At 46.0% G+C, this 16,260-nt stretch carries 12 protein-coding genes and 1 pseudogene; 8 read left to right on the forward strand and 5 right to left on the reverse strand.

Annotation, left to right across the window (positions count from 1 at the left end; translation table 11 throughout):
* Position 1: 1 nt before the first annotated feature.
* The 8 genes and pseudogenes from AOT11_RS20880 to AOT11_RS20915 all read left to right on the forward strand — a co-directional run bounded on the left by AOT11_RS20880 (position 2) and on the right by AOT11_RS20915 (position 9,392).
* Positions 2-292 carry a PAAR domain-containing protein gene (locus AOT11_RS20880; RefSeq protein ID WP_011081381.1) on the forward strand — a complete coding sequence of 97 codons (291 nt, stop codon included), beginning with the start codon at positions 2-4 and terminating at the stop codon, positions 290-292.
* The gene (locus AOT11_RS20885) at positions 293-1,201 is read left to right on the forward strand and encodes a hypothetical protein (protein ID WP_017422737.1); all 909 of its coding nucleotides are present in this window, start codon (positions 293-295) and stop codon (positions 1,199-1,201) included. It abuts the gene before it with no gap.
* Entirely contained in the window at positions 1,202-5,749 is a 4,548-nt protein-coding gene (locus AOT11_RS20890) for a Tle-like phospholipase domain-containing protein (protein WP_017422738.1), read from the forward strand.
* Positions 5,742-6,569 carry an ankyrin repeat domain-containing protein gene (locus tag AOT11_RS20895; protein ID WP_017422739.1) on the forward strand — a complete coding sequence of 276 codons (828 nt, stop codon included), beginning with the start codon at positions 5,742-5,744 and terminating at the stop codon, positions 6,567-6,569. Before AOT11_RS20890 ends, AOT11_RS20895 begins: the two co-directional genes overlap by 8 nt.
* A 1-nt stretch (position 6,570) precedes the next feature.
* Positions 6,571-7,197, forward strand: a pseudogene (locus tag AOT11_RS20900) (RHS repeat-associated core domain-containing protein); the annotation flags it as partial.
* Between the two features lie 124 nt (positions 7,198-7,321).
* Positions 7,322-7,999, forward strand: a complete 678-nt coding sequence (locus AOT11_RS20905) for a DNA/RNA non-specific endonuclease (protein ID WP_223848384.1) — start codon at positions 7,322-7,324, stop codon at positions 7,997-7,999.
* Entirely contained in the window at positions 7,989-8,330 is a 342-nt protein-coding gene (locus AOT11_RS20910; protein ID WP_017422742.1) for an immunity protein YezG family protein, read from the forward strand. The genes AOT11_RS20905 and AOT11_RS20910 overlap by 11 nt, the downstream gene beginning before the upstream one ends.
* Before the next feature lie 231 nt (positions 8,331-8,561).
* A complete protein-coding gene (locus AOT11_RS20915) occupies positions 8,562-9,392 on the forward strand; it encodes an ankyrin repeat domain-containing protein (protein ID WP_017422743.1) in 831 nt (276 codons plus the stop codon).
* Between the two features lie 180 nt (positions 9,393-9,572).
* Here the strand turns inward: AOT11_RS20915 and AOT11_RS20920 are convergent, their stop codons facing one another.
* The 5 genes from AOT11_RS20920 to AOT11_RS20940 all read right to left on the reverse strand — a co-directional run bounded on the left by AOT11_RS20920 (position 9,573) and on the right by AOT11_RS20940 (position 16,248).
* Positions 9,573-10,937 (reverse strand): endonuclease/exonuclease/phosphatase family protein, encoded by a 1,365-nt coding sequence (locus AOT11_RS20920; protein ID WP_017422744.1) that lies wholly within the window; start codon positions 10,935-10,937, stop codon positions 9,573-9,575.
* 342 nt (positions 10,938-11,279) lie between these two features.
* The gene (locus AOT11_RS20925) at positions 11,280-13,133 is read right to left on the reverse strand and encodes a M48 family metallopeptidase (RefSeq protein WP_017422745.1); all 1,854 of its coding nucleotides are present in this window, start codon (positions 13,131-13,133) and stop codon (positions 11,280-11,282) included.
* On the reverse strand, positions 13,133-13,723 hold the full coding sequence (locus tag AOT11_RS20930; RefSeq protein WP_017422746.1) for a LemA family protein: 591 nt from the start codon (positions 13,721-13,723) through the stop codon (positions 13,133-13,135). The genes AOT11_RS20925 and AOT11_RS20930 overlap by 1 nt, the downstream gene beginning before the upstream one ends.
* Positions 13,724-13,926: 203 nt before the next feature.
* The gene (gene dcuC / locus AOT11_RS20935) at positions 13,927-15,294 is read right to left on the reverse strand and encodes an anaerobic C4-dicarboxylate transporter DcuC (RefSeq protein WP_026050821.1); all 1,368 of its coding nucleotides are present in this window, start codon (positions 15,292-15,294) and stop codon (positions 13,927-13,929) included.
* A 399-nt stretch (positions 15,295-15,693) separates the two neighbouring features.
* Complete coding sequence (locus AOT11_RS20940) at positions 15,694-16,248, reverse strand: type II secretion system protein (RefSeq protein WP_017422748.1); 555 nt, start codon at positions 16,246-16,248, stop codon at positions 15,694-15,696.
* Positions 16,249-16,260 lie beyond the last annotated feature (12 nt).

Genomic DNA, 16,260 nt, shown 5'->3' on the forward strand with positions numbered 1-16,260 from the left:
CATGGGTAAACCTGCATCTGTCATTGGTTGTTTTCACGTCTGTCCGAAAAAGACAGGGAAGATTCCCCATGTTGGAGGCCCTGTCGTCACGGGCTCACCGAATGTAAAAATAGGAGGTATACCTGCCGCGAGAGAAGGAGACAAGCTGATATGCGTTGGTCCTCCCGACAGTATTTCAAGCGGTTCATCGTCAGTAAAAATTAACGGCAAGCCAGCCGCTCGGATGGGTGATAGCACTTCTCACGGTGGCAAAATATTGGTTGGTGTCCCTACAGTGTTGATTGGAGATTAGATGGCGCTCGAACTCAATCCACACGCGGTTTATGTTGGTTCTCACAATCTGGCGACTCAAGAAAATTTAGGAACGATTGAGCCACCTCAGTGGTGCGATGATCTGTTTTATTCTGGAAATAGCTATAAAACATTCGCACATCAATCAGCGTCTCTATTGGTTCGTTTGCAGGAGCTGATTGCGCATTATTCAGCAGACATTTCTAGGATCCCTACACAAGCGACGATTTTCTTCTTGTTACCTGAACTAGCGACGCAAGATGAGGTACTAAAGCTGGTGAAGAAACTCAACAAGGTACTGGGTGACACGTCTAGCGGTCAGCGTTCTATATTTTGTTACCCCTATGGGAATGCCTCTTTTTTGGTTGCCTTCGAGCGAATCATGCATTGTCTCGAGCGCCATGAGTGCTGGGTGTTGTCCGTGGATACCTCGTCTCTATTTTGTGTAGGCAGTGAATATCAACTTTTTGAAGACATAAAAACGGATTCATTACTCTTGGTGCACATTGCACGTTCTACATACGGTCTAGAACCTTCGAAAGTTCAGTTTGACCGTTATTCCAGTCACTACGAAAGTGGCACTCCCAGAGTGATGGCGTCGTTGTCTCAAATGTGTCAGAGAGAATTAACGGAACTCATGTTACCTCTAGACGGTGCTGATATGCCTATTTGGCATTCCCAACTACACCGTTTTTCGCCTTGGGTAACAGAAAACACAAGCTATTTGTTCTCCAGCACATTGGTGGGGCAACTTGGTGCTGGAACCGGGTTATATAAGGCGCTTCATGCCTATCAAAAACAGTTGCAAGATCCACATAAGCCCTTTCATGTCTTACAGATTGATGCTGAAGAGCAGGGGTTAGCTGTGGGTATTTTGTATCGTTGGAGCAGTCGTTCGGAAGATAAGTAAATGAATGGACAACGGATAGTCAAAATCTCTGCCTACGATGGATCGTTACACTATTTCTCAGACCAGCCAATCGCTGAAGGGAAGACACTGCACTTCTCGACAGAATTGGTTGCTCAACAGTTTGTCGAAAAATTTAAGCTTGCTTCGTTAGAAGACATCGCCGAGGTAAGCGGTTGGTTGGGCGATCATATACCCCAAAGTCCCTTTCGCGATGAAAAAGTCTTCGAAGATTACGTCGCGTCGCTGAGTGCGGCACTGGCAGCAAGAAGGCTGCATGTCGTTCAGTTTGAAAGCGTGACGCCAGCATCATTAAAACCAACGATTTTAACACCACCACCTCAAAACCAAGAGTCAAAACCCGCGTCAGATGGGAAAACAGAGAGCCAAACCAGTGATGACAAAACTTGTGACGAAGCGCAAGCCGAAAGCAGTAAACATCATGAAAAAGCCGGCGATCCGGTTTCTATGGTGACGGGTGAAGAAATCCTAACACTGTGTGACTTAACACTTCATCATCGCTTGAGTTTTTCTCGCACCTATCGTTCCTCATTTTGTCTTTTAGACACTGGCTTAGGACATGGTTGGCGACATAGTTTCGACTACCAGATGCACGACGTACACTCTGAAAAAGGATCGCTTACGGGGTGGTATTTTTGCGATGAGATGGGCGACGTCATTGAGTTTCCCGCCGTGAATCAAGGTGCGGTGAGTTATCAAACTTACGTAGGAGCAAGTTGCTTCCATCACGAAAATGGTTATTTGTTGGTCACGTTGGCGAATGGTACCCAGTACAAGTTTGAACGGAAGAATGATACTTGGTTAATTAAACAAATCAGAACGACAGCGATTGATTTAATTGATCTGGATTATTCCTCAAAACAGCGTTTGGTAGGCATTCGCTATAACAAACAGCACTGTGCAGAGCTTCAATATGATCGAAGAGGCCATCTGGTTGAAGTCCGGCTCCCCGATTCCGGGAAGGTGTTGGCGAGCTATCAATATGACGCGCAAGACAATTTAACGGCGGCAACCAATCAGCATGGTCAAACAGAAAGCTACTTCTACTCAGAGAGTCATTTGCTCAAACGAAGGCAGCGTCAATCGGGATTTAGTCACTATTTCGAGTGGTCAACAGAAGGGCCGGAAGCCAAATGTCTTCGTAATTATGGCGATGACGGTACTTACGATTATCAATTTCACTACCAAGATGAAACATCAAGTTATCGCGATACCTTGGGGCATCAATGGTCATTTGAACACAATGCCCATGGCAAACTAAGCTCAAAACGCAGCCCAGAAGGCCGAGAGTGGCGCTGGGAATACGATGACAACGGACGACTCGTGCGCGCGATACAACCCAGCGGTGAGACAGTGTGCTACCAATACAATGCGTATGGTCAGAAAACAAAAGCGCGTCATTCCAGTGGGGCCACGACAGGTTATCAATACAACGCACTCGGCCAGCAAACAGCCATTCGTTATCCAAACGGCTCATTAGAGCAACGCCAGTACAATATATTAGGTTTACTGACGGCTTTGTGCGATTCAAACGGTAAACGGACGGATTGTCGTTATGACAAGTTTGGCCGTGTTATCGAACGTAAAGCATCGGATGGTGAAAGCCATCAATGGTGGTGGAATGATGCCCATCAGATGATCGCTCATCAAGCCAATCAAACATTGCTACGCTACAGTTACAACCAAGAACATCGGCTCGATGGCATTGCATATCCCAACGGAATGGTGACCGCATTTGAGCATGATACCAATGGCCATCTGACCAAAACCGTTACCTACAGTGAAGAGGATGACCTACAGCATGAAGTCCGTTACCGATATGATGAATGCGGGCGAGTAACACACCTTATTACCCCTGCAGGAACGAGCACGATTGAGTGGGGTTTGCTGGCACAGCCTAATGCAATCATTCGCCCTGATGGGGGAGAGCTTGCTTTTCGGTATGATGGAGAAAGGAACCTCGTTGGAATTTCTCGCAGTGACGCATGTGATTTTCTGTTTACGCTGTCACCAGACGACTATGTCACTGAAACGCAGAATTTTGATGGTGTCACTACTCAGTATCACTATGATTTAGCCGGAAGACTCTCCCGTTTAGAAAGTGGCGAACGTCAAGTCGTCTATTCCTATGACGCAGAAGGTAATCTTTGTCTGGTCAAGGCGGGGGCGACACATGGTGTGTCGGAAAACCGATACCAGTTTACTCACGGGTCGCAACTACGTTTGGCAACCAACCATGCGTGTACAATTCAGTACCAATACTCATCTGGTGGTCAGCTATCTCAGCAAATTCAGGGGCAGCACAGGATTGATTATCACCATAACGCATCAGGGCAACTTAGCCAGTTGCTTCTAGCAGATGGCAGCCAAGTGACTTATGCCTATACCGCCTACGGTCAGTTGGCGGCTATTTCAATGGGTGAGAAGCAGCCTTGTGTGCATTTTGACTATGACTCCATGGGGCGAATCTGCTCGGTTTACTATGGACAAGATCAAGAACAGAAAAGGTTTGATGGTATTGGCCGGCTGTCTCAACAGCAGTGGAACAACCGAAGCAGAAAATACCACTATGATACCGCTCATCAGCTCGCCATTATTATCGACAGTGTACAGGGTACATCGCATTACCAATACGACAGCCTAGGCCAGCTCACTCGCGCCAAAACCGCGCATCAGGAAGAAATCTACCGATTCGACAGCTTTGGCAATCCAAGTGAAGCGGATTGTCTGCTAATGGGTGACAGATTGGTTGAACACAACGGCTGGCGCTTCCAGTATGACGCTCATGGCAATCAGATTTGTGCAGAGGGAGAGGGGAACGCGCAGTATCGATGCTTCAACGCACTCAATCAGCTCGTACAAGTCGACAGTGATGGGGTACTTTCTCATTTTGACTACGATGCGCTGGGGCGTCGTAGTCGCAAAGTGACAGAAACTGGCACCACCGAGTTTATCTGGCAGGGAAGCCAGTTAATTGGCGAGTATCACAACGGAAAGTACCGTTGGTATTTTTATCTGCCCAACAGTCACACGCCAATCATGCTGGTGGAAGATGAGCAATGCTACTTCTACCAATGTGACCAAATTGGCACACCTTTGGCTTTGGTGGATGAACAAGGCTCCGTTGTTTGGCAAGCCCGTTACGACACATACGGACGTGCGCACATTGAGGTGGAGAGCGTTGGCAACCCGCTCCGTTTTCAAGGGCAATATCACGATGTGGAAACAGGGCTTCACTACAACCTTGCCCGTTACTACGACCCAAAAAACGGGCGCTTTATTCAGCCAGACCCGATTGGGCTTTTAGGCGGCGTAAACCATTATCAATATGCTCCCAATCCGGTGATGTGGGTAGACCCGCATGGTTTATGTGCCAAAGAGGACACTCCTGCAATAAAAGCTGGCGTGAACGATACCCAACCGCAACAGCCGATGTTTTACGCGATGGGCTCAGGCAATTACGCCAGTGCGGTGAAAACAGCAAGCCCAACTTATCAGTTACATGCTGAAATATCTGACGTCCAAGATGTAACCCAGCATAGTGGCCTAGCTGATAAAATTGCACATCCTCAGCTTCCAAACGTCGAGCAAGGTGCAGGTGCGGTTGGCTTAGATAAGGTCCAGCAACGACAGTTGCGTTACCAACAAAGGATTCAATTGCTAAAAAATACGTCTGGCATACCTGAAATCAAACAAGCACATGAGCGTCTTAGTTTTAATAACGATAATATTATTCGGGCAGAAGCGGCACAATATGTTTATAGGGTCGACGAATATAATCGTGGTGCTATTGCTGTGTTGCCAGAGCCTCCTATAGGATTGGAGATAATTAATCCCGTAGATATCGGGTTGACTCAGGATGATTTTACCAATAAAAAATCGGGCTTTGGCGCAGCATTATTCAAGTCTAAAATAAACGGTGAGACTATGCTAACTTACCGCGGTACAAACAATAAGCATACTGGCTTTGCGGACTGGTCCACTAACATTAAACAAGGTGTGGGATTTGAAACAGACCAATATAATCAGGCGATGCGTTTAGCTATCAGAACGCAGCAAGCTATAGGTGATGACTATGCAATTGTAGGTCATTCGTTGGGTGGAGGACTAGCTTCTTCAGGAGTTGCGGTAACAGGCCAGTCAGGATTTACTTTTAACTCCGCAGGTTTACATCCGAATACTGCCCTACGAAAGGGTGGCGGCTCGTTGGCTGAAATCAATAAGCTGATCACAACCCAAGCTGTTAAGGGAGAGGTTTTAACAATGGTACAAAGCTCTGGAGCAAAAGCAGTTTTAGCTGGAGCCGCTGGTGCTTTAGGTGGAACAAAAGTAGCTATGCTAGCGGCCATTGGTATCAATGCGTTAGATGTGTTGCCCAAAGCAGTTGGTACGATGCGTGATCTTCCTAGTGTTCAAGGAGGAAATCCAGTGACCCGACATGGTATGGAGCAAGTTGTAGAGGGGATTGAGGCGCAAAAAGCAAAGGATTTAGCAACGCTAAACAGTTACTCAAAGGCATACTATGGTTAATTGGAAACGATTATTTTCAGCAACAAACAAAATATTGTCAGTGTTAATGATCGCGCTTCTTAGCCTGTTAAGCGGCTGCAAGTTTGAAGGAAAAGACATGAAAGCAGATTTATTTTTTGACGCGAAGATGGTTAGCCTGTTACACGCTATACAGCGTAAGGATTCCGCAGCGGCAAAGGCAATGTTAGCGCAAGGGGTTGAGCTGAACGTGCGTGGTGAAGAGGGCATTACACCATTACTGTGGCTGATTATGCAAAAAGACCTCAGTGCCGTTGAACTGGCATTGCAACTGGGGGCGGATCCTAACTTCCCTGCCATGATTGAGATCAACCGCACAGGGCCCAAACCCGCGCAGCCGTTGGCAATTATTGCAGGTGATGGTGACAATAAGTTGTTTCGCTTGTTGTTGAACTATGGCGCTAGCCCCAATTCTCGTGATGATTCTACCGGGCATCCCGCGCTATTTCGTTGCATCGGGCATGACAATTGGCAACAGTTTACTTGGCTACTGGAAAAAGGTGTCGATATCAATGCTACGGATAATTCGAACGACAATGCTGCACTCTATGCCTCAACTTTATTGAAATACGATTTTGTCGTTAAGTTACTTGAACTTGGAATTGATTATAACAGGCCAAATAGTATTGGGATTACACTCGCACATGCAGTAGAGACTAATTTTGCAAATAATCGCAAGAATCCAGGTTTTAGGTTGAGTGAAGATATGCATAAGGCGAAAGCCATGCTCGAAGAGAGAGGCGTTGTGTTTCCGCCGCCCACGCCTAGAGAGGTTCGAGAGGCGTTAAAGCAAGGGCAATAAAGATGCATTAGCGCGTCGTAGTCGCAAAGTGACAGAAACTGGCACCACTGAGTTTATCTGGCAGGGGAGCCAGTTAATTGGCGAGTATCACAACGGAAAGTACCGTTGGTATTTTTATCTGCCCAACAGTCACACGCCAATCATGCTGGTGGAAGATGAACAATGCTACTTCTACCAATGTGACCAAATTGGCACACCTTTGGCTCTGGTGGATGAACAAGGCTACGTTGTTTGGCAAGCCCGTTACGATACATACGGACGTGCGCACATTGAGGTGGAGAGCGTTGGCAACCCGCTCCGTTTTCAAGGGCAATATCACGATGTGGAAACAGGGCTTCACTACAACCTTGCCCGTTACTACGACCCAAGAACCGGGCGCTTTATTCAGCCAGACCCGATTGGGCTTTTAGGCGGCATAAACCATTATCAATATGCTCCCAATCCGGTGATGTGGGTAGACCCGCATGGCTTATGTGCCAAAGAGGACACTCCTGCAATAAACGCCGGCGTGAACGATACCCAGCCGCAACAGCCAATGTTTTACGCGATGGGCTCAGGCAATTACGCCAGTGCGGTGAAAACAGCCAGCCCGACTTATCAGTTACATGCCATAGCGCCAGATGAATACAAAGGTGCTGCACTTGAGGCGATACACTTGGCGCTTGATGGTGCCGGTATGGCTCCTGGAATTGGCATTGTAGCGGATTTAATTAATGCGGGGCTGTATGCGCTGCGACTTTTTGAATAGTGGTTTGTCTTTATTATCTGGCTTGCCAATCGTTGGGCAGGGAGTGACAGCAGCAAAATATGGCAATAAAGCACTAAATGTAGCTACGGAGACAGTAGCAAAGGGAAGTGATAGCCTAACATCAGTTGCCAAACAACTGGACGCACCGAAAGGGAGTGAGTTGCCGGGGGCAACTTCGCATACAATTGAATTAGATCAAGGAAGTAAAGGTGGATGGAACAAGGCTCTCAATGGCAAACTTGAAGCAAACGCAACGTATAAAGTGGGCTCTTACTCATATAAAACGGATGAACTTGGCAGAGTGAAGTCCGTTTCTGGTAAACTCGAACTCAACAAAGTAGATAGAAACACTTATCAGCAAAGCAAAGCTGGGAAAACAGATGGTATTAAGGATGGCCTAGTTGATGATGAAGGCGGTCACCTTATCGCATCAATCTTTAAAGGTCCTGGTGAGCAAATAAACTATGCAGCGATGAATGGCAACTTAAACAAAGGTGCTTGGAAACGGATGGAAAATAAATGGGTGGAAGCACTTAGTGGAAACCCACCTAAAGAAGTTAAAGTTGAGATAAACTCTATTTTTAAAGGCGAAAGCAAAAGGCCCACTGCATTTGAAATAATATATGAAATTGATGGTAAAAAAGTGAAGCGTTTTTTAAGGAATATGCCCAATGGAAAATAGCGTAGAAAATTTGTACTTAACCATAGCTCAATCAATGGTCAATTCTATAGATGATGATTGGTCAATCTCAATAATTCGAGCAGAACATACAGAGGGTTCTATCGAATTTCAAAGTGAATACATTCCAACCTTATCACCTGAACAGCCAAAATATTTCGATGTTCCTTTTGAAATATTTGAAGCATTTGAAGAGCTTCATGCAGTAACAAGTGGAACTGATAACAATTGGAACAGAGCTACATTTAGCCTCGAACCCTCAGGAAGTTTCAATATTGACTTCGAGTGGGATCAAGCCCTTGCTGATGAAATCGAAAGCTTGAACAACGAATAATGACTTATTTGTTAATATCTAATAACTTCTACTCTCAAACAACATGAATGCCGCAAAGTCTGCTAAGTCGGTTGGCGGGCTTAGCTTTAACGTTTGTCATCCAACCTCAAAAGTCCCCCCAATAGTTAGCTTTTGGGATGAGTACTCTGCGTTACTGTCAATGGCATCGTTGTTTGGTTAGGACGCTACAATACTGCGGATGCGCGATCATCTATATTTCAAAGGCATACCATGGTTAATTGGAAACAACTATTTTCAGCAACAAGCAAAGTATTGTCAGTGTTAATGATTGCGCTTCTTAGCCTGTTAAGCGGCTGCAAGTTTGAAGGAAAAGACATGAAAGCGGATCTGTTTTTTGATGCGAAGATGGTTAGCCTGTTACACGCTATACAGCGGAAGGATTCCGCAGCGGCAAAGGCAATGTTAGCACAAGGGGTTGAGCTGAACGTGCGTGGTGAAGAGGGCATTACACCATTACTGTGGTTGATTATGCAAAAAGACCTCAGTGCCGTTGAACTGGCATTGCAATTGGGCGCAGACGCCAACTTTCCTGCCATGGTCACCATAAACCGTGAAGGACCAAAACCAGCACAACCATTGGCGATTATTGCCGGTGATGGAGACAATCAACTATTTAGTTTATTACTAAAATACGGCGCTAGCCCGGACTCCCGAGACGAATCTACTGGCAGACCCGCTATCTTTGGCACCATTGGACATGATAATTGGCAGCAATTCAGCCTACTTTTAGAGTACGGTGTCGATATCAATGCGAAAGATAGAAGCAACAGCAATAGCGCCCTGTATGCTGCCGATTTAGGTAAGTATGACTTTGTTTACAAACTTATTAATGAAGGCGCATCAGCAACAGAACCATCGACAACAGGTGCTTCAGTGGCATGGCGTGTACATTTAGCACTCGAAAAGAACGCTAAAAATCCAGCTTTTAGGGTGAGTGAAGATACCCACAAAACGAAAGCCTTGCTCGAAGAGAGAGGCGTTGTGTTTCCGCCACCCACTCCCCAAGAGGTACGAGAGGCGTTAAAGCAAGGGCAGTCATGAGGTGCATTCTAGGCTTGCTGCAGAAAATTAAATCAACGTATAACTCCTGTTAGTAAAAAGGGGTAAGAAGATTTTTGAGACCTTGGTGAAAGTACAATTAAAATATGCCAGCTGTATTCGCTGGCATATTACTGCCGCACATTGATGGTGCAGTGTGCCACTATCGAGATTTAAATCGGATTAGAACTGAGCTTGAATCCAAATCATTCGGTGGTCTGAAGAGACGTCTTTACCATTGCCGAATTTACCAATTCTCGGGTCATTAAAGAGCTTGCGACCTTCTTCGTATGATGCCGCCCAGTAGACACCCGAATTGACCACATTCAGGTTGGCAGATGGCAGAACATAGTCAACGGCAAGACCAAATGTTGATGTGATGCGGTTTGGAATAGGGTGGGTGGATTTACTATCAACCGCATGTTCTGCAGCACCATAGCTAGTTGGGTATAGGTTACCGTTCATGACATTCTGGTTGACTAATGGATCACTATGTAATGCCTGCATAATGTCGCTAAATCCATCACCGGCTAAGGGATCAAGGTTTTGATCTCCCATCATGACGAATTTAGCGCCTGTTGGGAGACCACCTGTTTTCCCAGAATCGTCGTAGAAGTACGCTTTGCCTTGAATATAGTGATGCCAGAACTGCACTTCGGCACCATTTTGCGCTTTGTTCTTGCCTGGATCAAACACAGGTGGCGTCGGGTGAGACATTAGTAGGTGAACCACTTCATCCCCTTTTTCAGTTGGAATGATGATAGGGGCATCAACGTGGTTTTTCGATGACAGACGGACTTCTTGCCACTCTTCTGTCGTGTACCAAGTATCGCCACATTGCATGCCATCTGGAATTTTCTGAGAGCCGTCGCAAATGGTTATAGTTGGTATTTGAGCGCCTTCCATATCTTTCCACTTAAACGTTTGGAATGTTCTTGTGTTTTCTGTATCAATTTTGTACTTCGACATTAAGGCAAAGGCGTATTGGCCATGATAGAAGCCAAAGCCCCATGCGTCGCCGGGAAGTTGGCCAGCAGTACCATTATTGTCTAGGTCGAAGGAGCTGGCTAAGCCAGTATTCGTCGAGTAGGATTCAGCATAAGGGTATTCAATCGGCTCTAAATTTGCGTTACCACCAGCGCCATCAATGCTTTGGGCCACAGAAAGATAGTTGTTTTGGAAGCCCACCAGTGCAGCTTTATTTTCACCAATGCCATCGTTGTTGTATTCAGCCATTAGCAATACATCAGGTCGATTTTTTTGGATGATTGCAGCAACATTTCGTATTTGGATGACTTTTTCTGCTCTCACTTTGTCTTGTTCCGCGATGCTGCCATCTAAGTATGACGTGACTAACAGATGTTGCTGTTCTGGCGTTACTTGCATTTCATCCACGAGATCTTTAAAGGTGTTTCTATCAAACGAGAGATTGAAAGTGGCAATTTTTACCTCTTTAGGATGCACATCAATGTAATCGGTATCGTTGCTACAGCCTCCAAGTAATGCGGTGCTAATGAGGAAAGCGAGGGTCGTTTTAGAGTGTTTCATTCTTCTGTTATACCTTATTGTGATTTCGGGCAAATACTAAGGTTATCAATAAGTTCTGTAAGCGATTTGCGTCACATAAGTATTTTCAATGTTGCAGTCAAATACATATTTTGTGTGATTGCTGCAAATAAATGCATCACTTTCAACAGTAAAAGGTTATATCCAAATAGTGGAAGCGCTTTTATCGTGGTTTGAGCGTTGGGTGTGTCTGGATGACAAACGGCATCTAGAATCTGAATTATGAGCAACGCGCTAGAGGAATACAGGATGAATTAGGAGGATCAGGGGTTATCTCAGGTATAAAAATAGGATGCTCATGAGCATCCTATTTTTATGAAGAGGCTAAGATGACATGCTTAACGGTGGGACCGGAACTTCAAGAAAGCACGCAATGACTCGATATAACTCGCCTTCAGCGACGCTAACTTGGCCGTCGGACTCAATGGCTAATCGGCATGCCTTAACAAACGTTCTTCTATCTGTAATCTTGAGTTGCAAGAGTAACTCTAACGCCGCACGGCTTAGCTTCCAGTTATGATGGGCGGGCTCAAGAGGGTGAGATGCTAGCCCTAATAGTGCAAGTGATTGATTATAGGCGCTTTGTGCACTCACTGAATCGGTGTGGCACACCCACGCTAATTCTCTAAGCAGCCACACCACACTCTCTTGGAGTTGCTTGATTGATTTACGTTGAGGCGCTTTACCAAAAGTGGTGAGGAGCTGTTTCTCCAACAAATTGACGACGCACCATTCTGCGAGCGAGTAGTGATCATCCGCAAGGGCAAGGTCACGCAACACTTGGCAGAATCGCGCTCTTTGTCCCTCACTGAGCGCTTTCAGGGCAGGAATTGAAAGCTCAAGAAGAGGTAAGCGCAAATGAGCGGGAATGTCATGATCCAACCAAGGGAGCAATTGAGGCTGAGAGGCCGGTGGTACATGGCATTTTATCATCTCTCTTTGACGATCACTTCCATCATGAATTAAAGCAAAGGCAATAAAACGTGCGCTGTAGGGTTCACGAGCGATGTCGATCAACGGTTGGGGCAATTGACCAATGAGTTGTTGACCAACTTCGCTGAGTTGATCGGAAGTTGGTGCTTCTTCTACGTATTGCGAATGTTGTTGAGACGAAAATCCACTCGACATTTGGTTGTCAAAGGCGGGGGCCTGTTGCGATGATGCCCTTTTAAAACGGCCGTCCCACTGAGGTTCGATACGTCGAATTCTTTCTTCTAGAGGTGGGTGAGTTGCAAAAAATCCCGACAGTCCAGAAAGTTGGGCTTGCCCAAACATCATATGGCTAAATTCACTCGTGGCGCGAGCATCGAGTGTTGAGCCGTACGAATAGCTGCCAATTTTTTTGAGCGCACCAGCGATCCCTTGATCGTTGCGAGTAAATTGCACGGCACTGGCATCGGCAAGAAATTCACGCTGCCTAGAAATTGCGGCTTTGATCATTGAGCCAAACAGAGTGCCAAGCCAACCTAAAACCAAACAGACCAGTGCGATCATAAAAATGATGGCAAAGCCTTTGTCTGAATCGGATGAACGACGTGATACCCGGCTTGAGCGAGGCATGTTGTCGAGAACCAGATGACCAAAGTGCGCGATACAAGTGATGCCAAATAATATCCCGATTAGACGTGTGTTCAGGCGCATGTCACCGTTTAATATATGACTAAACTCATGAGCGATAACGCCTTGTAGTTCATCTCGGCTAAAGCTGTCTAATGCCCCCTGAGTGATACCAATTACGGCGTCATCAATACTCATTCCAGCAGCAAAGGCATTGATTCCCCGTTCGTGTTCCATCAAATAAACTGGTGGCACAGGCACACCTGCGGCAATCGCCATCTCTTCAACGACGTTCAAAAGTTGGCGATGTTTACGACTTGTGGTGTCGGTGGAAACAAGTTTCCCGCCCATACTCTCGGCGACACCACGGCCTCCATTGGATTTGAGATCGGAGAGGCGAATTAAGGAGCTCATACCGATAACAAAAGCGACACCGGCAAAGCAAATAAGACTATAGCTTACCGCCGTGTGCGGATCGAAAGGGGTTTCTGTTACCCCAAAATAGATCGCGATCGACAAAGTACTCACCAAAGCGGTGATGGTGAGCACGGCAAAGGTAAACAGAAAAACCAAGAGTCCAGTTCGCTGCCGAGCGGCATCTTGATGCTGAAAAAAATCCATTAGAAGGTCACCTTAGGTGCTTCTTGAATCGCTTCACTGTCGGCAAATTCAAGGAGTTTTCCATCAAGGAAACCAAACATATTTGCAAATAGCACAGGGGGGAAGGTTTGCTTGTATGTGTTGTAACTGGTGACGGAGTCATTAAAAGCTTGGCGAGCAAAGGCGACTTTATTTTCGGTGCTGGTGAGCTCTTCTTGGAGTTGAGCCATGGTTTCATTCGCTTTCAGTTCTGGATAGGCTTCCACGACGACATTGAGTTTGCTTAGTGCATTTTGTAATACCCCTTCCGCTTGGCTGAGTAAGCTGATCGCAGAGTCGCTGTCTGGCGCAGCGCTTGCCGCTTTTAAACCTGACAGCGCTTGGTTACGAGCTTGAATCACACGTTCAAACGTCTCTTTCTCATGCTCCATATACCCTTTAGCGGTGTTCACGAGATTCGGGATAAGGTCGTAACGTCGTTTGAGCTGCACTTCGATTTGGGCGAAGCTGTTTTTAAAACGGTTTCGCAAAGTCACTAACTTGTTGTAGATGCTGATCGCGTATACAACGATCAGCAATACGAGAACAATAAAAACGATGAATGTAGTCATGATAAATCCTATTTTCCTATACTTTGGTTTTTTATATAACCAATTGACATGAAAGGCAAATTTCGAATTTTATACCGTATTGCAACCGCGACTGATTGCACATTTATTTCTATGAGTCAGTCGATATTTTCCCAACATGAAAAAGGCCAAGCAGTAGAGCTTGGCCTCGAATATACAGAAGTAGGATGAAGAATATGAGGCGATTAGGCGCTCATTGGTACCAATATCATTGTGCCAAGGATGACGGTAATCAAGCCCGCTAGCACAGGAACCGAAGTACGTTTGACGACTTCAAATGGACTGATGTGTGCCATACCAGAGGTAGCAACCACCACGCCAGAAACGGGAGAAATGGTGCGGCCAAGGTTAGAGGCTTGTAACATTGGAATAATCAAGAATGCTGGATTCAGTCCCATTTTCGCCGCCAGAGATGGGGCGAGTTCTACAAACGCGTAGAAAGGCGCATTACCCGATCCTGTTGCGATAGCGGCTGCAACCGTAAGACCAGTCAAAATCAGCATGAGTGCGATACCACCTGCACCTGCGGTTTCTGCAAGATGAAGAAGGTTGTCAATCGCGCCAATAGACATAAGGCCTTGGGCAAATACGCCAGCGGCAACCAATAACATCACAACGCCTTTGAAGGCATCTGCCATGCCGTCGTAACACGCATCGAGATCGTCGAGTGATTTCTTACCATCAAATTTGTTCACCACGTAATGGACCAATGCACCGATAAAGATCGACAGTACAACAATGGTATAGATATCGAGGCTTAATCCAGGAATGGTGCGGCCATTAAATAGGAAAACACCAATGATCGGTAGGAATGGCAGCAGCGCATAGAATGCAGGTGCATCGGCTTTGATTTCCGAAACGTCGATCTTTTCCATTGGGGTGTTGTCTTTCTTATCAAGGTATTTGTTCCAGAAGAAAGCGGCGACCGACATAACAATAATGGCGCAAATAGAAACAGGCAGAACGGTTTGCACTGCAAACACATCCAGCGCTAGACCCGATTTTTCCGCAGCAATTACAACGTCACCTGAGGTCGGGGACAAAATGATCGCTGCTGGAGATGCACAGACTGCCGCGGCAGCAGGGCGAGAAATGCCCATTGCGGTCATCATTGGGAAAAGGGTTGCCATCAAAAGCACGCCCAAACCAGTTGCAGAGCTTACGGCAAGAGACATTAAGCACGCAACAATATAGGCCGCTACCAACAAAACGTAAGGCGATTTAATAACGGAAAGAGGTTTAGAAAACTGTTTTACAACCACATTATTGGCGCCGATATGTGTCATGTAAGCGGCGAAACCACAAAGTAACATGATTTGCATACCCAAGCCGCCGCCACGGTTTTGTAGCATAAATTTTACGTATTCTAATGAGTCAGTCACCATGTTACCCGTTGAGGTAATTTTTGCAGGTAGAACCGTGTGGCCCAGTACACCGGTAAGAATAAGTAGCAGAATGCCTGCAGTCAGTAGCACACCTGCCGCTTTGTAACCCTTGACGATGAAGTAACCAACCGCAACGGTCACTACCAGTCCAATTAAGAGCTCTAGCATAGAAATCTCCATGAAATATTAAAAAATGAGGAAGAACTGTTTCAATATGTGTCAATGAATGTACAGAAAAGCGTTCTGTAGCACGAGGGCTAGTTGAGCATTGAATGATCTAAAGCAAGTTTTGTATCAATAAAAATTACTAGTTGGATATAATGTGCAACTAGCGTTTTAGTGGTGTTATATCCTGGTAATTATATTGTATTAGACATAATTGAAACCTAGGTAACATGAAGAGGAATCGTCTCGTTAGAGAAATGTGAGTGAAATTTGCTGTTGATTATTTAAGCGAGCTGTAAGGGGCTTAAAGATAAGAATAGGGCTGATTTTTAATCAGATGGAAGTAACCCCAGTGAAGGTATGGTGGAGTGGTCACTTCCATTTTGTTGGTGAGTCAATGTTCTAAGGGCAGGGCAGCACTTCTAACTCATACTGGGTATTTTCTGTGATAGGTGGTGCATAGCGGACGCCACATTGTGTCATGCTGGCATTGGCATCACCGCGTACAGCCACCACCACTTCTCGTGGTTTAGGGTTGTTCTGATCATAAGGGTGGCGAAGTACTTGCCAGTCCGAGCCTTCCCCTTTGAGATTCGCGACCACAATGGTTAAGCCAGTGTCATCGGCATCAGGATAGCCATATAGAAATGTACAATGCTCAGAGCCACCAATTTGGCAACCCGTAAAAGGTAAGCTGGTTTTTGGGGTTGGCGGTGTGATATCTGGGTCAGTTGCACTGTTCGAGATGAAACGATAATGCTCTAAACCCGTCATGGCCATTTTGCCATATCCTATCGCCAAACCGGCAGCGATGGCACCTCGCATGCCTTCTAGCCGTGCCACTTTGGCATCGTCTTGAAGGTTTAAGAATCTTGGTGCCACAGTCACGGCAAGTATGCCTAATATGACGATGACGACCACTAGTTCGATCAGAGTGAAACCCGCGTGTTTTTTCATCCGTACTCCACT

The sequence above is a fragment of the Vibrio vulnificus NBRC 15645 = ATCC 27562 genome (genome assembly GCF_002224265.1).
GTDB classification, from domain to species: domain Bacteria; phylum Pseudomonadota; class Gammaproteobacteria; order Enterobacterales; family Vibrionaceae; genus Vibrio; species Vibrio vulnificus.

Bases quoted from the DNA above. Each gene is read 5' to 3' on its own strand.
- AOT11_RS20915 (WP_017422743.1), top strand. From the start codon at position 8,562: ATGGTTAATTGGAAACAACTATTTTCAGCAACAAGCAAAGTATTGTCA.
- AOT11_RS20880 (WP_011081381.1), top strand. From the start codon at position 2: ATGGGTAAACCTGCATCTGTCATTGGTTGTTTTCACGTCTGTCCGAAA.
- AOT11_RS20925 (WP_017422745.1), bottom strand. From the start codon at position 13,133: ATGGATTTTTTTCAGCATCAAGATGCCGCTCGGCAGCGAACTGGACTC.
- AOT11_RS20895 (WP_017422739.1), top strand. From the start codon at position 5,742: ATGGTTAATTGGAAACGATTATTTTCAGCAACAAACAAAATATTGTCA.
- AOT11_RS20885 (WP_017422737.1), top strand. From the start codon at position 293: ATGGCGCTCGAACTCAATCCACACGCGGTTTATGTTGGTTCTCACAAT.
- AOT11_RS20940 (WP_017422748.1), bottom strand. From the start codon at position 16,248: ATGAAAAAACACGCGGGTTTCACTCTGATCGAACTAGTGGTCGTCATC.
- AOT11_RS20920 (WP_017422744.1), bottom strand. From the start codon at position 10,937: ATGAAACACTCTAAAACGACCCTCGCTTTCCTCATTAGCACCGCATTA.
- dcuC (WP_026050821.1), bottom strand. From the start codon at position 15,294: ATGCTAGAGCTCTTAATTGGACTGGTAGTGACCGTTGCGGTTGGTTAC.
- AOT11_RS20910 (WP_017422742.1), top strand. From the start codon at position 7,989: ATGGAAAATAGCGTAGAAAATTTGTACTTAACCATAGCTCAATCAATG.
- AOT11_RS20890 (WP_017422738.1), top strand. From the start codon at position 1,202: ATGAATGGACAACGGATAGTCAAAATCTCTGCCTACGATGGATCGTTA.
- AOT11_RS20930 (WP_017422746.1), bottom strand. From the start codon at position 13,723: ATGACTACATTCATCGTTTTTATTGTTCTCGTATTGCTGATCGTTGTA.